The organism is Maribacter vaceletii (assembly GCF_003634105.1).
GTDB lineage: Bacteria > Bacteroidota > Bacteroidia > Flavobacteriales > Flavobacteriaceae > Maribacter_B > Maribacter_B vaceletii.
Map to the genome: position 1 here is coordinate 122000 of NZ_RBIQ01000008.1, position 18127 is coordinate 140126.

The window sequence follows — 18127 nt, forward strand, 5'->3', positions numbered from 1 at the left end:
TTAAAAAATCAAAAAATTGATGTCGCTATACTGTAAGTCAAACCATTCGCCTACAGATTTATTTGTTAAAATACCGTGGTAAAGATACAGACCATTTCTAAGACCTTTGTCAAAACGTAAAGAATTTTCTATTCCGCCATCTTCTCCAAGTTTTAGTAAATAAGGAGTAAAAATATTACTAATAGATACCGATGCAGTTTTTGGGTATCTAGAAGGAATATTAGGAACACCATAATGTACTACACCAAATTTTTCTACTGTAGGTTTATTGTGGCATGTAACCTCACTAGTTTCAAAGCAACCACCCATATCTATACTAACATCAATAATTACAGCACCTTTTTTCATGTGTTCTACCATAGTACTAGAAACTACTACAGGTGAGCGGTCTTTTCCTCTAGTGGCACCAATTGCAACATCACACCTTTTTAATGCTTTTAATAAATTTTTTGGTTGTATTGTAGAAGTATATATGGTCTGATTTAAATTGGTTTGTATATTTCTAAGCTTGGTAATAGAATTGTCAAAAACTTTAATATTAGCTCCTAAACCAATTGCGGACCTAGCTGCAAATTCGCCAACGGTTCCAGCACCAATAATTACAACTTCTACAGGAGGAACGCCACTAATATTACCAAACATTAAACCTTTTCCTTCATTAGTAACCGCCATTAACTCAGAAGCAATTAACACAGATGATATTCCAGCAATTTCACTTAAAGAACGTACAGCAGGGTATTTACCATCTTCATCACGAATATACTCAAAAGCAATAGCCGTAATTCTCTTTTTTGCCAATGCTTCAAAATACCTTTTTTCTTGTATTTTTATTTGTAAAGCAGATATAATAGTTGCTTGCGGATTTAGCATTTCTATTTCTGCTAAAGTTGGTGGCTCCACTTTTAATAGAAGCGGACAAGAAAATACTTTTTTAGTGTCCTTAGTAATTTCTGCACCAGCATTGGTGTATTCTACATCTGTAAAGTTTGCACCTTCACCAGCACCAGATTCTATTAAAATTCTATGCCCATTTGCTGTTATAGCATTAACAGCATCTGGAGTTAAACAAATTCTTTTTTCTTGATGTTGATTTTCTTTTGGTAAGCCTATGAAAAGTTCTCCTTTCTGTTTTAATATTTCTAATGTTTCTTCTTGCGGAAGAAGTTGTTGTTTACTAAAAGGAGAAATTGGTAAATCCATATAAATAAAAGCAATAATATTAATGGTGTTATTACCAAATTTACAACTTTTAATGCAATAATAAGATAAAGGAAAATCTTAGTGCTTATTGTGGTAGATTAGTAATAATTTAATGTTCTTTTATTATGTAATTGTTTCTGGTAAATAAGAATATAACTAATTTTGTTTTATGAAAAATTACACCCTCTATTTTTTTGTGTTTTTATTTTTAAACTTTTTTTCTCCTGTTAATGCTCAGGAAATTAGAATTTTTTCAACGAAAGATTTTGATTTAAAAGACAGCGTGCAAACATGTTTAGTTAATACTAAATATGGTAAAGAAGAATATGAATTTTTAAAAGATGGACGCTTATCTAAATCAATTACAAGACATAGTGATGCTGATTATTCTATTACGTATTATAAATATGAGGAAAAATTTTTAATTGAAAAAAGATTTGAAAACTATAGAGAAAATACTTTTGACCCTAGTACTTCCATTGCTAATATTTATACTATAGACAGTACAACAACTTTAAAAATCACAGAAAAAATACTTACGTATTCTAAAGAGTTTTTAGAACAATATGAATATACCTATTCTAAAGAAAAAGTTTTAGAGAAAATTACAAGAACTAATGATACTGGTATAGATACTACAGTTATTACGTTTACAAATTTTAAAGGAGAAAACACAAAAACGTACAGTTTAAACGGAGAGGTTATTAAATCTATTAGAACATCAAAAATAAAAAGGAAAAATACTCCAGAACAAAAATTAGTACTCACTAAGACTTTTTTAAATGGTGAAGCAATATCTGCAGAGGAAGATATAGTTAATCTAAATGGTAAAATAGTTTCTAAGACAAAGTTTTTATTTAATACAGTTAAAAAAGAGTTTGAGCCACAGGAAGTTATACGATATGATTATAACGAAAACGATATGCTGATTAAAACGGAGGAGAAATTAGAAGACACTATCACCATAAAAGAATATGTGTACCAATATGATGATGGCGATTCTGGTAATTGGATTAAACAAATTATTACGCCAGATAATAGCTACAAAACTAGGACTATAACTTACTTTGAATAAGTAGTTTACGCTAAAGATTCTATTATTTCTTTTTTAATGGCATGTTCGCCATCATAGACTATTATATTGGCTTTGCCATCTAATAAAAGTTGTATTCTTTTTTCTTCCAAAACTCTTTTGGCTTCTGTAATATATTCGTCTTTATCCCCAATAAAGAAGGTTATTTTTGTCTTGTTATTTATTAGGTTAGAAAATTTCTCTTTAGTTAATTCTTTAGGTATAATACCACCATATAATACTAAATGATTACATTGGATTTTAGAATAACAAACCCATCTGCTAGCAATAGAAACGCCTTGAGAATACCCTAAAATAATAACTTTATGTTGGTCTGTTATATTTTCTTGTTGGTATACTTTGTTTAAATAATTTAAAACGTTTTGTGTTTCTAAAGTAGTATTTTCTTTAGTGAGCCAACTAGTGCCAACACGACGATATTTATTATTTAAGTAATATTTAGAAGGGGCTTGTGGTGCAATTATATAGTTTTCTTCCGGAGGTAAGGAATCAAAATGTTTAATAAAGTATCTACTTAAATACCCTATACCATGTAAAACAATCCATATGTTTTTGGTTTTAGTGGTTAAGGAGTTTAGAGTTTCGTAGGTGTTCGTTGTAGTGTAACTTACTTTTTTTTCTTGATTACTCATTTTGTTATAATAGCTATATTATAGTAAACTACCTCAGGGCAAGCCCACGAGGCATTTATTAGGAAACTAATTTTGATTTCGAGGCAAGCCTCTGAGTATTTAAATCTCGATTATCGAGTAAAGGTAAAAAACCAAACTTTACTATAAGAGGCCATTCCCTTTTAAACACTTCTTTTATTCTTAGCTAATGCTTAATTTTACAAAAAAAAAGGCATGAACGATTATAAAGAAAAGATTCTAACTATTTGTAATGAAAGCTCTAAAAACACACTTATGGAGACTTTAGAAATTGAATATACAGATGTTGGAGAAGACTTTTTAATTGCAAAAATGCCAGTAAATACTAGAGTCCATCAGCCAGATGGTGTTTTGCATGGTGGTGCTACTGCAGCTTTAGCGGAAAGTGTTGGGAGTACAGCTTCGTATATTTTTTTAGACGGACAAAACTTTTTTGTGCGTGGTATTGAAATTTCAGCAAACCATGTAAAGAGTGTAAAAGAAGGCTTTGTATATGCTAAAGCACTTTTAGTACATAAAGGGCGTACTACACAATTATGGGAAATTAAGGTTACAGATGATGCTAATAATTTAATATCTGTTTGTAAATTAAGTACCATTGCCTTACCAAGAAAATAATATGCTTGCCCAAATTTTAGATAAAGCAAAACAACAACTGGAAGTTAACTTGCCTTTTGTTTTATATAGGAAACCTAATAGTACTATGGTACATGCAGGTTATCAATCTACATCTACTGTTTTTAATGTAAATTCCTTTGATGAAAAAGGATTTGTTTTTGCTCCTTTTAATAGTGATTCTCCTATTGTATTATTAAAATTTGATGAATTTTTAGAAGAAACTTATGAATCTGTTGCTGTTGATTCTGAACTGGAAATAGATTATCCTAGTAGTACAGAAGGTAAGGAAATGCATATAGAGTTAGTTAAAAAGGCTATTTCTAAAATTGAGAATACCAATTTTAAAAAAGTAGTAGTTTCTAGAAAAATAGAACTAAACTGTACTAAAAACCCTTTTTTACTTTTTAGTTCATTATTGCAAAAGTATGCATCCGCTTTTTGCTATTTATGGTATCATCCTAAAGTAGGAATGTGGTTAGGAGCAACTCCAGAAATTCTTTTAAAATTAGAAAATAAAAGGCTAACTACCATGTCTTTAGCAGGAACAAAATCCTATGAGAAAGATAAAGAAGTTATTTGGGGAACAAAGGAGTTAGTAGAGCAAAATTTAGTCACAGAGTATATAACAAATGCGTTAGAGAATAAAGTAGACAAACTATTGTATTCTAAGGTAGAATCTATTCGTGCTGGAAATTTGTGGCATTTAAGAACTAAGTTAACTGCAGATATTAAAGATGAGTCTTTAAAAAGTATTTTACAAGTACTACACCCTACGCCAGCAGTATGTGGTATGCCTAAAGAAGAAACTAAATCTTTTATTTTAGAAGAGGAAAATTATAAGAGAGCGTATTATACTGGATATTTAGGAGAATTAAATTTTAAACAAGAAAATTTAAGAACTACAAGGCGTAAAAACACAGAAAATAATGCTTATAAATCTTTAAAAACAGTGTCTGAATTGTATGTTAATTTACGTTGCATGCAACTAAAAGATGCAAAAGCAATTATATATGTTGGTGGTGGTATAACAAAAGACTCTGACCCAGAAAAAGAGTGGAAAGAAACTGTAAATAAAAGTAAAACTATGTTGTTTATACTTAATACAGTATAATCTTATTGTAGAATTGGGTTTAGTTAGTACATCGTTGTATTTTTGTTTTACATGAAGTACTCTACAATTGCATCTGCACAAACTATAATTTTACATTGTAAAGCAAAGGGAATTAAGAATATAGTAATATCTCCTGGTTCTAGAAATGCTCCTTTAACAATTTCATTTACAGAAAACACTTTTTTTAATTGTTATAGTATTGTAGATGAGCGTTGTGCAGCATTTTTTGCACTTGGTATGGCGCAGCAATTAAAAGAACCTGTTGTTGTTGTTTGTACTTCAGGAAGTGCATTATTAAATTACTATCCTGCAATTGCAGAAGCATATTATAGTGGTATTCCTTTAGTTGTAATTTCTGCAGATAGGCCTACGTATAAAGTAGATGTTGGCGATGGGCAAACTATAAGGCAAACTAATGTTTTTAATAATCATATAGGGTATTCGGCAAACTTAAAACAAGATGCGAACCATGCTAGTGAAGTTTATAATGCGTATGAATTAAATATAGATGTTCAGGATAACATACAAACTTATAATGATGCAGAATTAAATACAGCTTTGAACACTGCAATACATTTAAAATTACCAGTACATATTAATATTCCTTTTGAAGAGCCATTATATAATAAGGTATCTAAGCCATCTGTAGTTCCAAATATTATTTTTGATAAAAAAAATGATAGAAAACCTAATAATATAGAGTTTTTTAAAGAAAAATGGAGTAGTGCAGAGCGTATAATAGTACTTGTAGGGGTTAATGAACCTAATGCCATAGACCAAGAGTTATTAGATGCATTAGGGGTAGATTCGCGAATTATTGTTTTTACAGAAACTACATCTAATCTACATCATCCTAATTTTTTTCCAAGTATAGATAGTATTCTTGCACCCATAGAAAAGTCAAACAATAAGGAAGAACTATTTAAGAATTTACAGCCAGAAATTTTAGTAACTTTTGGAGGATTAGTAGTTTCAAAAAAAATTAAAGCCTTTTTAAGAAGCTATAAACCGTCAGAACATTGGCATATAGATAAGCTAAAAGCGTTGGATACTTACTTTAGTTTATCCAATCATATAAAGGAAAAACCCTCTTTTTTCTTAAAATCTATAGTGAATTCAAAAAATAATAAAAGTAACTATTTTGATTTTTGGAATGCAAAAAGAAATCAGTATCAATTAAAAAGAAAGGAATATTTGTGTAAAATTCCGTTCTCAGATTTTAAAGTTTTTGATATTATTTTAAAAAGCATACCTAATAATTATCAATTACAATTAGCAAATAGTTCTACGATTCGTTACACACAACTCTTTAATAATAACAAAACTATTCCTGTTTTTTGTAACAGAGGAACAAGCGGAATAGATGGGAGTGTGTCAACCGCTGTTGGTGCTTCTATATATTATAGCGCCCCTACGTTATTGATTACTGGGGATTTAAGCTTTTTTTACGACAGTAATGGTTTATGGAATAATTATTTAAGAAAAGATTTTAAAATTATTGTTGTAAACAATGGAGGAGGAGGAATTTTTAGAATTTTACCTGGGAAAGAGGATTCTAAAATGTTTAATACTTTTTTTGAAACGCAAAATAATTTATCTGCAAAAGAAATTTGTAAACTATATAATTTAGAATATTTGCAAGCGGATGTTGAATACTTATTAGAAGAACAATTAAAAAAAATGTATAAAATAACAGAGAAACCTGCAATTTTAGAAATAAAAACCCCCAGATTAATAAATGATAAAATTTTGATTGATTATTTTGATTTCATATCTTAGACTTTTATTAACCATTAATTAATTACAATACTAAACATTATGAGTAAAAGAGACGATCTAATTGCTAAGTACGCTGCAGACATAAAAGACAAGTTTGGAGAAAGTGCTGATATGGATTTATTAACAAAAGTTACTATAGGATTAGGACCTTCTATCTACAACATTGATGCTTCTAAAGTATCTGGTGGAGACGAGAAAGAATTAGCAACTGTTAAGAACAACTACTTAATCAAAAAATTAGGTATGGCAGATTCTGCTAAGTTAGATGAAGGTATTAAAACTGTTATGGATAAATATGGTTCTTCTAATAGAAATAAGCATAGAGCTGTTGTTTATTATATGCTTTGTAAACATTTTGGAAAGCAATCTGCTTACTAGAAAGAATTTCTTTAAAAAAATGAAACCGCTCCTCAAGAGCGGTTTTTTTGTTTGTACTAATTTTAATGTTGTATATACTGTTTTATATATTTTAATAACAAGACTTATAATTCTTTTTTAAAATGTAATTTTGCAGCATGATAGAATTAGGGAAGTTAAATAGTTTAGAAATATTACGAACAACAAGTGTAGGGCTGTTTTTAGGAGATAATGATGGTAATGACATTCTTTTGCCAAATAAATATGTGCCAGAGTCTTATGAAATTGGAAGTAAAATATCTGTTTTTTGCTATTTAGATTATGAAGAAAGACCAATTGCTACCACTTTAGAACCTTATATAATGGCGAATGAATTTCAGCTATTAGAAGTAGTAGAGGTGAATGAATTTGGTGCATTTATGCAATGGGGTTTAGAAAAGCATATGTTAGTTCCTTTTAGAGAACAAAGAGTTAAAATGCAAGAAGGACAATGGTATGTTGTTTATTGCTATTTAGATGAACGCTCTAACCGTTTAGTTGCATCTAATAAATTAGACCGCTTTTTAAGTAACGATAATATAGAGTTAAAAGTTTGGGATCAAATTGAGATTATTGTAACAAGACAAACCAATTTAGGTTGGGAAGTTATTGTAAATAATAAACATAAAGGATTAGTATATTCTAATGAGGTGTTTAAGAAAATTGCAATAGGAGATACTATGCCTGCTTGTATAAAAACAATTAGAAAAGATAATAAGTTAGATATTTCTTTACAACCATTAGGAACTAGGGTTTTAGAACCTGCTGCGAATAAGATTTTTGAAATGCTAATTAAAGAAAATGGTTTTTTACCTTTTAATGATAAGTCTTCTCCAGAAGAAATTACGACAACTTTTCAGATGAGCAAAAAGACTTTTAAAAAAGGAATAGGAAGTTTGTATAAAGAAAGAAAAATAGAAATTAAAACAGACGGTATTCATGTTATAAAATCAAATTAAATATACTTGTCTAATTATTTGGTTTTTAGTTGTTTATAAAATTTACTATATTTATTAATAATAATAAGATAAAATTTAATTTTTCTTAAAAAAAAGAGTAGACATTCGGCTATTTTAATTAACTTTAGCGTGTTAAATTAGCCCCAAAACTAATACTGCATGCCATTTATAGAAGAAAGCGATTTATTAGAATTGCATAAAGATATTGATAAAGCTCAAATAATTAATGAGCGTTTATTGGATCAAATAAAAATTAAAAACAAAGAATTAAAAAAAAGTAATATTCAGCGTAATGTACTTGCTGGTGTAACTGCTTTATTTTTAATTGGAACTTTAGCTATTACTTCATTTACAGCGGGTCTTAGTAGTTCTAACACTTTTAAAAAGCAAAACAATACTAGTAACTTATTGGTTTCTATAGATAGTTTAGATGCTATTAAAAGTAGAATAGACAATCTTAAAATTCAGAATGAAGAGTTAAGTTTAGTTAAAGAATTTTATTTAGCTAAAGAATTTATAGAGAAAGAAAAAATATATTCTGTACAAGTTAAATCTTTTGTAGAGAATAATGTTACTCTAGCTTCAGAAGCTTTAACAAATACCTTATTTGTAAAAACAAACCCTTTTTATTCCTATTCTTTAGGAAATTTCCAAACTCTTAATGAAGCTCAAAAATTTAGAAAACAATTGGTAGACCTTGGTTTTCAAGATGCTTTTGTTGCTTCTTATAAAGATGGAAAACGTATTCAAATAGAAGACCCTTATTAATTTTGAATAAAGTAAACATCTGGTTAAATGCAGCCAGATTAAGAACACTACCATTATCTGTTTCCGGTATTTTGGTAGGAACTGCAATTGCTAATTTGTATGGTTTTAAAGACTATATTATTTTGGTTCTTGCTTTATGTACTACCATAGGTTTTCAAATAACTTCTAATTTTGCTAACGATTATGGAGACGGAGTTAAAGGAACAGATAACGAGGATCGTATAGGCCCCCAAAGAGTATTACAAAGTGGATTATTATCTAGAGTTCAATTAAAAAAAGGAATATTTATTTCAATAGGTATTAATATAGTTTTTGTTCTTGCATTAGTCTTCTATAGTTTTGGAATAGAAAATTGGAAATACATAATACTTTTTTTAATCTTAGGCGCTTTTAGTATTTGGGCAGCAATAAAGTATACGGTTGGTAAGTCTGCTTATGGTTATAGAGGATTAGGAGATATTTTTGTTTTTCTTTTTTTTGGACTTTTAAGTGTTTTAGGAACACTCTTCTTATATACTAAATACATCACTTTTTTATCCATATTACCTGCTATTACAGTTGGAACATTAAGTACAGGGGTTCTAAACTTAAATAACTTAAGAGATTTTAATTCTGATAAAAAAGCTTTAAAAAATACTTTGGTAGTAAAAATGGGTTATGAAAATGGAAAAATTTACCATTATGTTTTATTAGCAATAGCAGTTTTATGCTTATTAGTATTTACCATTAAAATATATCAAAACTGGTTTTCTTTACTACCTTTAATAGTCATATTTCCTTTATTAGTACATGCTAAAAAAGTTGTTACTACTTTGGAACCCATTAAATTAGATCCAGAACTTAAAAAATTAGCATTAGCAACTTTTTTTATGTCAATCCTCATATATTTTTGTTACAATTATTTTTTGTAATTTTGAGTTTAAACCATTTAAACTAAATAACCTTGGAACAACCAATTAAAATACTTATCGTAGAGGACAATGTCATAATTGCGGATGATATGCAATCTATGTTAGAAGAAATTGGTTACGAGATTGTAGACAATGTTATAGTATATGAACAGGCTGTTGAAGTTCTAAAAACACAACAGGTAGACCTAGTTTTAATTGATATTATATTAGCATCTGATAAAACTGGAATTGATTTAGGTAAGCATATTCGCGATAATTATGATATTCCTTTTATTTTCGTAACATCTAACTCGGATAGAGCAACTGTAGAAAATGCAAAAACAGTAAAACCAAATGGTTATTTAGTAAAACCTTTTGAGCAACAAGACCTTTATACTTCTATAGAAATAGCACTTTCTAATTTTACATACGGTGCAGCAGAAAAAAATGGTAACGTAGCATCTTCAGAAGATGCTCCTATGTCTAACTCTATACTTAAAGATTCAATTTTTGTTAAAAAGCAACATCTTTATTATAGAATTCAGTTCGGAGATATTCAATTTATAAAAGCAGATAATGTTTACTTAGAAGTAAACACTGTAGATAAAAAGTTTTTAGTTAGATCTCCTTTAAAAGATTATTTAGAAAAATTACCAAAAAATAAATTCTATAGAGCTCATAAATCGTACATAGTTAATGTGGACCATATAGATGCCATTAACTCTAAAGACATTATGATAAATAATAATTTGATTCCTATATCTAAAGATTTTAAAGAGTTTATTATCTCTGCAATGAATTCTTAAAAAGAAGAAATATTTATATAAAAAAGAGACATTTATGTCGCTTTTTTATATTTTACCACACTTTACCAACTCCATGAAATACGTATTTTATCGATGAAATACACTCTTTTTGTGTCAAATGAAATTACACAACAAAAATTAGTGGTTACACAACAATATTTCTAAAATTTTCTAGAGATAGAATATTTTTGGATGATATTAACGCGTGATAATTTTAAAATAATAATTGCGTTAAAATAATACAAAAAGAAGAGTAATTATGTTTGAATTTGTTGCATTATAAAACTATGAGAAAACTGCTAAAAAAATTCTTACACGCCACATTATTATGCTTCTTTATTATTTCTGGTATTTATGCTCAGGATTCTTTAGACCTTAAACCTAAAGTTTTTAAAGAATTTAAGTTGCTAGATAACGCAAATACTAGATTTAACTTCTTTTTTAATACCCCAAATAGATATATAGATAATTCCGCCTATGATTGGTTAGATTCTGTTAATTTATATTTAAATGAATCGGAACATAACAACGATTCTATAGCTGTACAAAAGTATTCTGTTGTGCAGTCTCAAATTCATTATGATTTAGGAGATTATGACAAAAGTTTAGCAATTGCTAAAGAATTATATGTAAAAAAAGAAAATTTAGGAACAGACTCTAAGCTTATAGTCTTAAATCTTTTAGATACTAACTATTCTAAACTAGAGCTTTATGCAAAGCAAATAGAAATTAGAAAGGAAAAGAAAGATTTGGGTATTACAGAAAACATTGCTTTTTACGATATTTACTCCAATTTAGGTCTCCATAGAAAAGCAATGGATGATTATTTTAAAGAGGAAAAAAAATTTATTGCGGAAGATGATTTTTATGGTCAGGCTGTTTTTTATAATAATGTTGGTAATTATTTACGTTTAGATAAATCTACACCAACAGCATTAAGTACGTATAAAAAAGCAAAAGGCTTTGTGGATATTTATTTGAATGATGTAACAAAAATAAAAACAGAGAAACAATTATCTGAAGCCAACCATCTTAAAGGAATTATAGAAGGTAATATTGGAAAATGTCATGTATTGTTAAAACAATATAAGGATGCTTTACCATATTTAGAAAGAAGTGTAGCTACTATAAAAGAATTTAATGCAGGTAAATTTTCTTCGGATGCTGTAGAAAACACTTTAGAAATGGCGGAGTGTTATTTACACATGGATGATTTAGAAAAAACTACTGATATTCTAAGTAATACCATTACTCCAATTAAAACCGACAATATTCTTAAAAAATATAAACTTTATGCTTCTTATTATAATAGAACTGGGGATTATAAAAATGCTACAGCTTATTTAAATAAAGTAATACGTATTAAAGACTCCGTTAGTTTAAACCAATCCTCTTTAAAAAAACAGCAATTAGCTGCAGTTGTAGGGCAAGATTTGGAATACTCTAAAAAGATGATGGAGCAACAAAAGCAAGCTCTTGAGGATTCTAGAAATGAGATGATTGCTAAAGATGAACGTATAAATATTGTATTCATATCCTTAGTATTTTTATTATTAGGTTTTGCAGGTTTAGTTTATGCATATTTAAGAATTATTAAAAGTCAAAGACTAATTGTAGAACAAAAACATATAATAGAAAAGGCATTAGTAGAAAAAGATTCGCATTTAAAAGAGATACACCATAGAGTAAAAAATAATTTACAAATGGTATCTAGTTTGTTAAGTCTTCAGACAAAGAACACAAGAAGTAAAGCTGCTATTGCTGCTTTAGAAGAAGGTAAGAGTAGGGTAAAGGCCATGGCATTAATACATCAAAAATTATATCAGAATGAGGATCTTTCTGTTATAGAAATGCAAGGATATATAGAAAGCTTAATTAATAGTGTACAGTCGGTATATAAAAAAGGCGGACACAATATTAATATTACTATAGATGCAGAAGGAGTAGAGTTAGATATTGATAGGGCAATTCCTTTTGGTTTAATGCTAAATGAATTGGTTTCTAATTCTTTTAAATATGCTTTTCCTGATGATAATGCAGATGGAAAAATATATATTCACCTTAGAAAAATTATTGGGCAAGAAGGCTTTTTTGAATACACAGATAATGGTATAGGCTTACCAGAAGATACTGAGGTTAGAGCAGAGGCTTCTATGGGTATTCGTTTAATGAATCGTTTAGCAAACCAGCTTCAAACTAGTTTAAACACGGATAGAACAGCAGAAGGAGTGCGTTTTTGGTTTAATTTTAAGTAAACTACCTCGAGGCAAGTCTCGGAGCATTTAAATCTCGACTATAGAGTAAAACTACCTTACCTCACTTTTAAAAATAATTTTATGAAGTAATTTTGGAAAAAAACGTTTTATATAAATTGCAATAATTTCTTTTTTTCCAATATAAACTTCAAATTTTTCTTTTTCAATTGCATGAATAATTTTTTTAGATAAAACACTAGGTGGTATTCCATTCTTGGTAGCTTCATCTTCTGTTTCTTGTTTACTGCCGTTTGCTGTTAGAGCATTTTTAGCAACATCTGTTTGTATAAATCCTGGGCAAATAAGAGTAACACTAATAGCATCTTTTTCATGTTCCATTCTTAAGACATCAAAAAAACCGTGTAATGCATGTTTGGCTCCACAATAACCAGAGCGGTAAGGAGAGCCAAATTTCCCCATTAAGCTAGTTATTGTTGTGAAATTTCCACTTTTTTGTTTTATAAAATAAGGTAACAAGGCCTTTGTTAAAGCTATAGTACCCAGGTAATTTACATCTATTAGTTTTTTATAAACATCAAAATTAGTATCCTTAATTAAGGAGCGTTGGCTAATGCCAGCATTATTAATTAAAACATCAATCTTACCAAATAATGAAACTGCTTTTTCTACATTTAAGGCCATTTTATCATGATCACCCAAATCAATAGGTACTATTTTTACATTCTCTGGAATGGCGCATTGTTGTTTAACCTTATTTAATTCATCTTCTCTACGAGCCGAAATAATTAACTTACAATTTTTTGTGTTTAGTGAATACGTTAATGCTTCTCCAATACCAGAAGAAGCTCCAGTAATCCAAACAATTTTATTATTTATCCTTTTCATTAAAATGTTTTTACTGCTTAAAAATATAGTTAAATTTGATAGTAATATATGAAAGCAACCTATAAAAAATATAATTTAATATTTAAGCGACCTAGCGGTACCTCTAGAGGAGTGCTTACTACTAAAGAAACGTGGTTTATTATTATAGAAGAAAAAGATAAGAAGGGAATTGGAGAATGTGGTCTTTTTAGGGGGTTAAGTATAGATGATGTACCTGATTATGAAGAAAAAATTAAATGGACAATAGCAAACATTCATTTAGGGTTAGAAACTCTATTAGATGAATTAGTATTTTTTCCAAGTATCCAATTTGGATTGGAACAAGCTTTTTTATCGTTAAATTCGGAAAACTCTTTTTCTCTTTTGCCTTCAAATTTTACAAGTAATAATGCTTCAATTCCTATTAACGGATTAGTTTGGATGGGAGATGAGTATTTTATGTTGCAACAAATTGAAGAAAAATTACAACAGGGTTTTAATTGTATAAAATTAAAGATTGGGGCAATAGATTTTGATAAAGAATTAGCACTTTTAAAATCTATTAGAAAAAGATACACACCTGAGGAAATAGAATTGAGAGTAGATGCTAATGGCGCATTTTCTATAGAAGAAGCTTCATCTAAATTAAAACAATTGGCACAATTTAAAATTCATTCTATAGAGCAACCTATTAAGCAAGGTGCTATTTTAGATATGAAAGCTTTGTGTAGTACTACCCCTTTACCAATTGCTTTAGATGAGGAGTTAATAGGAGTTTTTACAATTGCAGAGAAAGAAAAATTATTACAAACTATAATGCCACAATATATAATCCTTAAACCAAGTTTAGTTGGTGGTTTTAAAGGAAGTTTAGAATGGATTACTTTAGCAAAAAAATATAATATTGGTTGGTGGATAACCAGTGCTTTAGAAAGTAATATTGGTTTAAATGCAATTGCGCAATGGACGTACACACTTTCTAGTAAAATGCACCAAGGACTTGGTACAGGAGCATTATTTACAAACAATTTTACTAGTCCGTTATATGTAGAAAACGGAGAATTGTTCTATAGTAAATTTGTAGGTTGGCAAAATAATTTAATAGAAGATTTATGTATATAGAACAAGGGTTTAAAGGAAGAGAAGAATTTTGGAGATATATTATTGGTGTACTAATTATCTTTGTAGGTTGGCAAATTTTAGGGATGATTCCTTTAATGATTGGTCTTGCATCTAAAGTAGATAGTTTAGGAAATTTACCAACAGATGTAGCAGGAATGAGCTCCTTATTGGGGTCTAATATGTTTCTCTTTTTAATGTTAGTCTCTTTTGTTTTTGGTCTTGTAGCTACATTTTTTACCACATCTGTACTGCATCAACAAAAAATAGTTGCTCTAACTACTTCTAGAGCAAAAATAGATTGGAGTAGAGTGTTTTTTTCTTTTGGTTTATGGGGAATACTATCTGCAGGGTTAATGTTGATAGATGTTTATCTCTCTCCTGATGATTATGTACTAAATTTTAAATTAAAACCATTTCTTATTCTTGCTGTAATAAGTATTATTCTAATTCCGATACAAACTAGTTTTGAAGAATATTTTTTAAGAGGATATTTAATGCAAGGAATAGGGATTGTAGCTAAAAACAAATGGCTCCCTTTAGTTATAACCTCTGTAATTTTTGGATTATTGCATTTGGCTAATCCTGAGGTAGATAAATTAGGGTATGGTATTATGGTATTCTATATAGGAACTGGTTTTTTTCTAGGTATTTTAACGTTAATGGACGAAGGTTTAGAACTTGCATTAGGTTTTCATGCTGCAAATAATTTAATTACAGCATTGCTTGTAACGGCAGACTGGACTGCTTTTCAGACCGATTCTATTTATAGAGATATATCTAATCCAGAATTAGGTTTGGATGTTTTTGTGCCAGTATTTGTAATTTTTCCTATTCTACTTTATATATTTTCTAAAAAATATAGCTGGACTAATTGGAAAGAAAAACTATCTGGAAAAATTGTATCTAAAGAAGCTTTTTTAGAAGAAAAAATGGAAAAGATTGGATTGGAGTAAAATACATTCAGACTTTAAATTAAACGGTGTTTCTATTTCTAAAAAAGAAATTCCAGAGGTTGCTTATTCCTATATAAAAGAAGGAGAGGATTTTGAAAAAGAAATTGGCGAATTTTTACAGAATTGGATAGATAATAAAGAAACTATAGAAGTAAAAACCTCAGGTTCTACAGGTGTTCCAAAATTACTTGTTCTTAAAAAAGAACATATGGTAAACTCTGCTATAGCTACAGGAAAGTATTTTAATTTAGAACCTAAAAATACTGCACTCTTGTGTATGTCTGCAAATTATATTGCTGGTAAAATGATGCTGGTAAGGGCAATGGTTTTGGGGTTACACATAACTGTTATAGCCCCATCTTCTAATCCTTTAGAAAAAGCAAAAAAACAATTTGATTTTTGTGCAATGGTACCATTACAATTGCAAAACTCTTTGGGTAAATTAAATGCGTTAAGAACGGTTATTATTGGTGGTGCTCCAATGTCTATTTCATTAAAAGAAAAAGTACAAGGTTTAAAAACAGCTGTTTTTGAAACTTATGGAATGACAGAAACAATTACGCATATAGCTCTAAAAAAAATAAACAATAATCCAAAAAAAACTTTTTCTGTTCTTCCTAATGTAAAAGTTTCTAAAGATGGTAGAGATTGTTTAGTAATTGATGCCCCAAAAATTACAAATACTACCATTGTTACAAATGATATTGTAGAAATAATTTCTGAAACAGAATTTAATTGGTTGGGTAGAGTAGATAATGTTATTAATTCTGGCGGGGTAAAATTACACCCAGAACAAATAGAAGCTAAGCTTTCTTCTATCGTTAAAAACACTTTTTTTGTTGCTGGAATTTTTGATGAAATTTTGGGAGAAAAACTTGTGTTAGTTTTAGAGAATGAAAATGAAAACTCTCTAATTTTGGAAAAAATAAAAGAAATAAAAACTATTACAAAATATCAAATTCCAAAAAGTGTATATATAAAAGAGAACTTTATATATACACCTAATGGAAAATTAAATAGGAAAGCAACTTTAAATTCTTTAAACCTGTAAAACTCCCATATTGAATGGTTTTTCAATAGGAGCGTGGTTAGCAGCTTCAATACCCATAGATATCCATTTTCTAGTATCCAATGGATTTATAATAGCATCAGTCCAAAGACGAGAGGCTGCATAATAAGGAGAAACTTGATTATCATACCTTTCTTTAATTTTGGAGAATAACTCAGCTTCCTTCTCTGGAGTTATTTCTTCTCCTTTTTTCTTTAAAGAAGATTTTTCTATTTGTAGAAGAACTTTGGCGGCAGAGTTACCACTCATTACTGCCAATTCTGCACTTGGCCAGGCAGCAATAAGTCTTGGGTCATAAGCTTTGCCACACATAGCATAGTTGCCAGCACCGTAACTATTACCAATAACAATCGTGAATTTAGGAACTACAGAGTTACTAACAGCATTTACCATTTTTGCGCCATCTTTAATTATTCCTCCATGTTCACTTTTGCTACCTACCATAAAGCCAGTAACGTCTTGTAAAAATACTAGTGGAATTTTCTTTTGGTTACAATTGGCAATAAATCTTGTAGCCTTATCTGCAGAATCGGAATATATTACGCCACCAAATTGCATTTCGCCTTTAGTTGTTTTTACAACTTTACGTTGGTTAGCAACAATACCTACAGCCCAACCATCTATTCTAGCATAACCAGTTAATATAGTTTGTCCATAACCTTCTTTATATTGTTCAAAGTCCGAGTTGTCTACAAGTCTTTTTATTATTTCTACCATGTCATATTGCTCATGGCGAGCAGCTGGTAGTAAACCATATATATCTTCAGGGTTCTCTTTTGGTTTAGTAGCTTTTGTTCTGTTGTAACCAGCTTTATCAAAATCACCAATTTTATCCATAATACCTTTAATGGTATCTAATGCAGAGGCATCATTTTTTTCTTTATAATCTGTAACACCGCTAATTTCACAATGTGTAGAGGCTCCTCCTAAAGTTTCATTATCTATTTGCTCCCCAATGGCAGCTTTTACAAGGTAGCTTCCAGCAAGAAATATACTTCCTGTTTTATCCACAATTAAAGCCTCATCACTCATAATAGGTAAATAGGCTCCCCCAGCAACACAACTACCCATAACTGCAGATATTTGAGTAATACCCATACTGCTCATTTTTGCATTGTTTCTAAAAATACGTCCAAAGTGCTCTTTGTCTGGGAAAATTTCATCTTGTAGTGGAAGGTATACCCCAGCACTATCTACTAAGTAAATAATTGGTAATCTATTTTCTATTGCAATTTCCTGTGCTCTTAAATTCTTTTTTGCTGTAATGGGGAACCAAGCGCCAGCTTTTACGGTTGCATCATTTGCAACAACAAGACATTGCTTTCCTGAAACATATCCCATTTTTATTACCACTCCACCAGAAGGGCATCCGCCATGTTCTTCATACATTCCTTCGCCTACAGCAGCTCCAATTTCAATACTATCTTTTTTGTTATCTAATAAATAGTCTATACGCTCTCTAGCAGTCATTTTGCCTAGAGCATGTTGTTTTTCTATTCTTTTTTTTCCTCCCCCTAATTTAATTAGAGCAAGTCTTTTTCTTAATTCTGATAAAAGTAATTTATTGTGGTCTTCGTTTTTATTGAAGGTTAAATCCATTCCTTATTTTTTGTTTATTAGTCCGTATAAAGAT

At 29.5% G+C, this 18127-nt stretch carries 17 protein-coding genes; 13 read left to right on the forward strand and 4 right to left on the reverse strand.

The features are described 5' to 3' along the window. On the reverse strand, nucleotides 1–1200 hold the full coding sequence (locus CLV91_RS08010) for an alanine dehydrogenase (RefSeq protein ID WP_121066122.1): 1200 nt from the start codon (nucleotides 1198–1200) through the stop codon (nucleotides 1–3). Nucleotides 1201–1369: 169 nt separating this feature from the next. Between CLV91_RS08010 and CLV91_RS08015 the strand changes: the two genes are divergently transcribed. Further along, nucleotides 1370–2275 (forward strand): hypothetical protein, encoded by a 906-nt coding sequence (locus CLV91_RS08015; protein ID WP_121066125.1) that lies wholly within the window; start codon nucleotides 1370–1372, stop codon nucleotides 2273–2275. A 5-nt stretch (nucleotides 2276–2280) separates the two neighbouring features. Here the strand turns inward: CLV91_RS08015 and CLV91_RS08020 are convergent, their stop codons facing one another. Next, nucleotides 2281–2925 (reverse strand): alpha/beta hydrolase, encoded by a 645-nt coding sequence (locus tag CLV91_RS08020; RefSeq protein WP_121066128.1) that lies wholly within the window; start codon nucleotides 2923–2925, stop codon nucleotides 2281–2283. 213 nt (nucleotides 2926–3138) lie between these two features. Here CLV91_RS08020 and CLV91_RS08025 point away from each other — a divergent pair, with 213 nt between their 5' ends. From CLV91_RS08025 to CLV91_RS08065, 9 genes are all read left to right on the forward strand, one after another. Then, nucleotides 3139–3561, forward strand: a complete 423-nt coding sequence (locus CLV91_RS08025) for a hotdog fold thioesterase (RefSeq protein ID WP_121066131.1) — start codon at nucleotides 3139–3141, stop codon at nucleotides 3559–3561. 1 nt (nucleotide 3562) lies between these two features. Continuing rightward, complete coding sequence (locus CLV91_RS08030; RefSeq protein ID WP_121067837.1) at nucleotides 3563–4672, forward strand: chorismate-binding protein; 1110 nt, start codon at nucleotides 3563–3565, stop codon at nucleotides 4670–4672. A 51-nt stretch (nucleotides 4673–4723) separates the two neighbouring features. Further along, the gene (gene menD, locus CLV91_RS08035; RefSeq protein ID WP_121066134.1) at nucleotides 4724–6451 is read left to right on the forward strand and encodes a 2-succinyl-5-enolpyruvyl-6-hydroxy-3-cyclohexene-1-carboxylic-acid synthase; all 1728 of its coding nucleotides are present in this window, start codon (nucleotides 4724–4726) and stop codon (nucleotides 6449–6451) included. A gap of 39 nt (nucleotides 6452–6490) precedes the next feature. Further along, nucleotides 6491–6829: a DUF2853 family protein gene (locus CLV91_RS08040; RefSeq protein WP_121066138.1), complete on the forward strand. Its 339-nt coding sequence runs from the start codon at nucleotides 6491–6493 to the stop codon at nucleotides 6827–6829. A gap of 137 nt (nucleotides 6830–6966) precedes the next feature. Then, nucleotides 6967–7806 (forward strand): CvfB family protein, encoded by an 840-nt coding sequence (locus tag CLV91_RS08045; protein ID WP_121066142.1) that lies wholly within the window; start codon nucleotides 6967–6969, stop codon nucleotides 7804–7806. 159 nt (nucleotides 7807–7965) lie between these two features. Further along, entirely contained in the window at nucleotides 7966–8574 is a 609-nt protein-coding gene (locus CLV91_RS08050; RefSeq protein WP_121066145.1) for an SPOR domain-containing protein, read from the forward strand. Between the two features lie 2 nt (nucleotides 8575–8576). Next, a complete protein-coding gene (gene menA / locus CLV91_RS08055; protein WP_121066148.1) occupies nucleotides 8577–9485 on the forward strand; it encodes a 1,4-dihydroxy-2-naphthoate octaprenyltransferase in 909 nt (302 codons plus the stop codon). A 32-nt stretch (nucleotides 9486–9517) separates the two neighbouring features. Continuing rightward, nucleotides 9518–10270, forward strand: coding sequence for a LytR/AlgR family response regulator transcription factor (locus tag CLV91_RS08060; RefSeq protein WP_121066151.1), 753 nt, complete (start codon nucleotides 9518–9520; stop codon nucleotides 10268–10270). Nucleotides 10271–10557: 287 nt separating this feature from the next. Then, nucleotides 10558–12525, forward strand: a complete 1968-nt coding sequence (locus CLV91_RS08065) for a sensor histidine kinase (RefSeq protein WP_121066154.1) — start codon at nucleotides 10558–10560, stop codon at nucleotides 12523–12525. Between the two features lie 51 nt (nucleotides 12526–12576). On the opposite strand, the gene CLV91_RS08070 is transcribed toward CLV91_RS08065, so the two are convergent. Then, the gene (locus tag CLV91_RS08070) at nucleotides 12577–13371 is read right to left on the reverse strand and encodes an SDR family oxidoreductase (RefSeq protein ID WP_121066157.1); all 795 of its coding nucleotides are present in this window, start codon (nucleotides 13369–13371) and stop codon (nucleotides 12577–12579) included. A 48-nt stretch (nucleotides 13372–13419) separates the two neighbouring features. On the opposite strand from CLV91_RS08070, the gene CLV91_RS08075 reads away from it, so the two are divergent. From CLV91_RS08075 to CLV91_RS08085, 3 genes are read left to right on the forward strand one after another with little or no spacing between them, the layout of a single operon-like run. Next, the gene (locus CLV91_RS08075; protein WP_121066160.1) at nucleotides 13420–14472 is read left to right on the forward strand and encodes an o-succinylbenzoate synthase; all 1053 of its coding nucleotides are present in this window, start codon (nucleotides 13420–13422) and stop codon (nucleotides 14470–14472) included. Further along, nucleotides 14463–15425, forward strand: coding sequence for a CPBP family intramembrane glutamic endopeptidase (locus tag CLV91_RS08080; protein WP_121066163.1), 963 nt, complete (start codon nucleotides 14463–14465; stop codon nucleotides 15423–15425). The genes CLV91_RS08075 and CLV91_RS08080 overlap by 10 nt, the downstream gene beginning before the upstream one ends. Beyond that, nucleotides 15412–16476: an AMP-binding protein gene (locus CLV91_RS08085; RefSeq protein ID WP_121066166.1), complete on the forward strand. Its 1065-nt coding sequence runs from the start codon at nucleotides 15412–15414 to the stop codon at nucleotides 16474–16476. Before CLV91_RS08080 ends, CLV91_RS08085 begins: the two co-directional genes overlap by 14 nt. Here the strand turns inward: CLV91_RS08085 and CLV91_RS08090 are convergent. Continuing rightward, nucleotides 16465–18093, reverse strand: coding sequence for an acyl-CoA carboxylase subunit beta (locus CLV91_RS08090; protein ID WP_121066169.1), 1629 nt, complete (start codon nucleotides 18091–18093; stop codon nucleotides 16465–16467). The two genes, CLV91_RS08085 and CLV91_RS08090, sit on opposite strands and share 12 nt — an antisense overlap. Nucleotides 18094–18127: the final 34 nt, after the last annotated feature.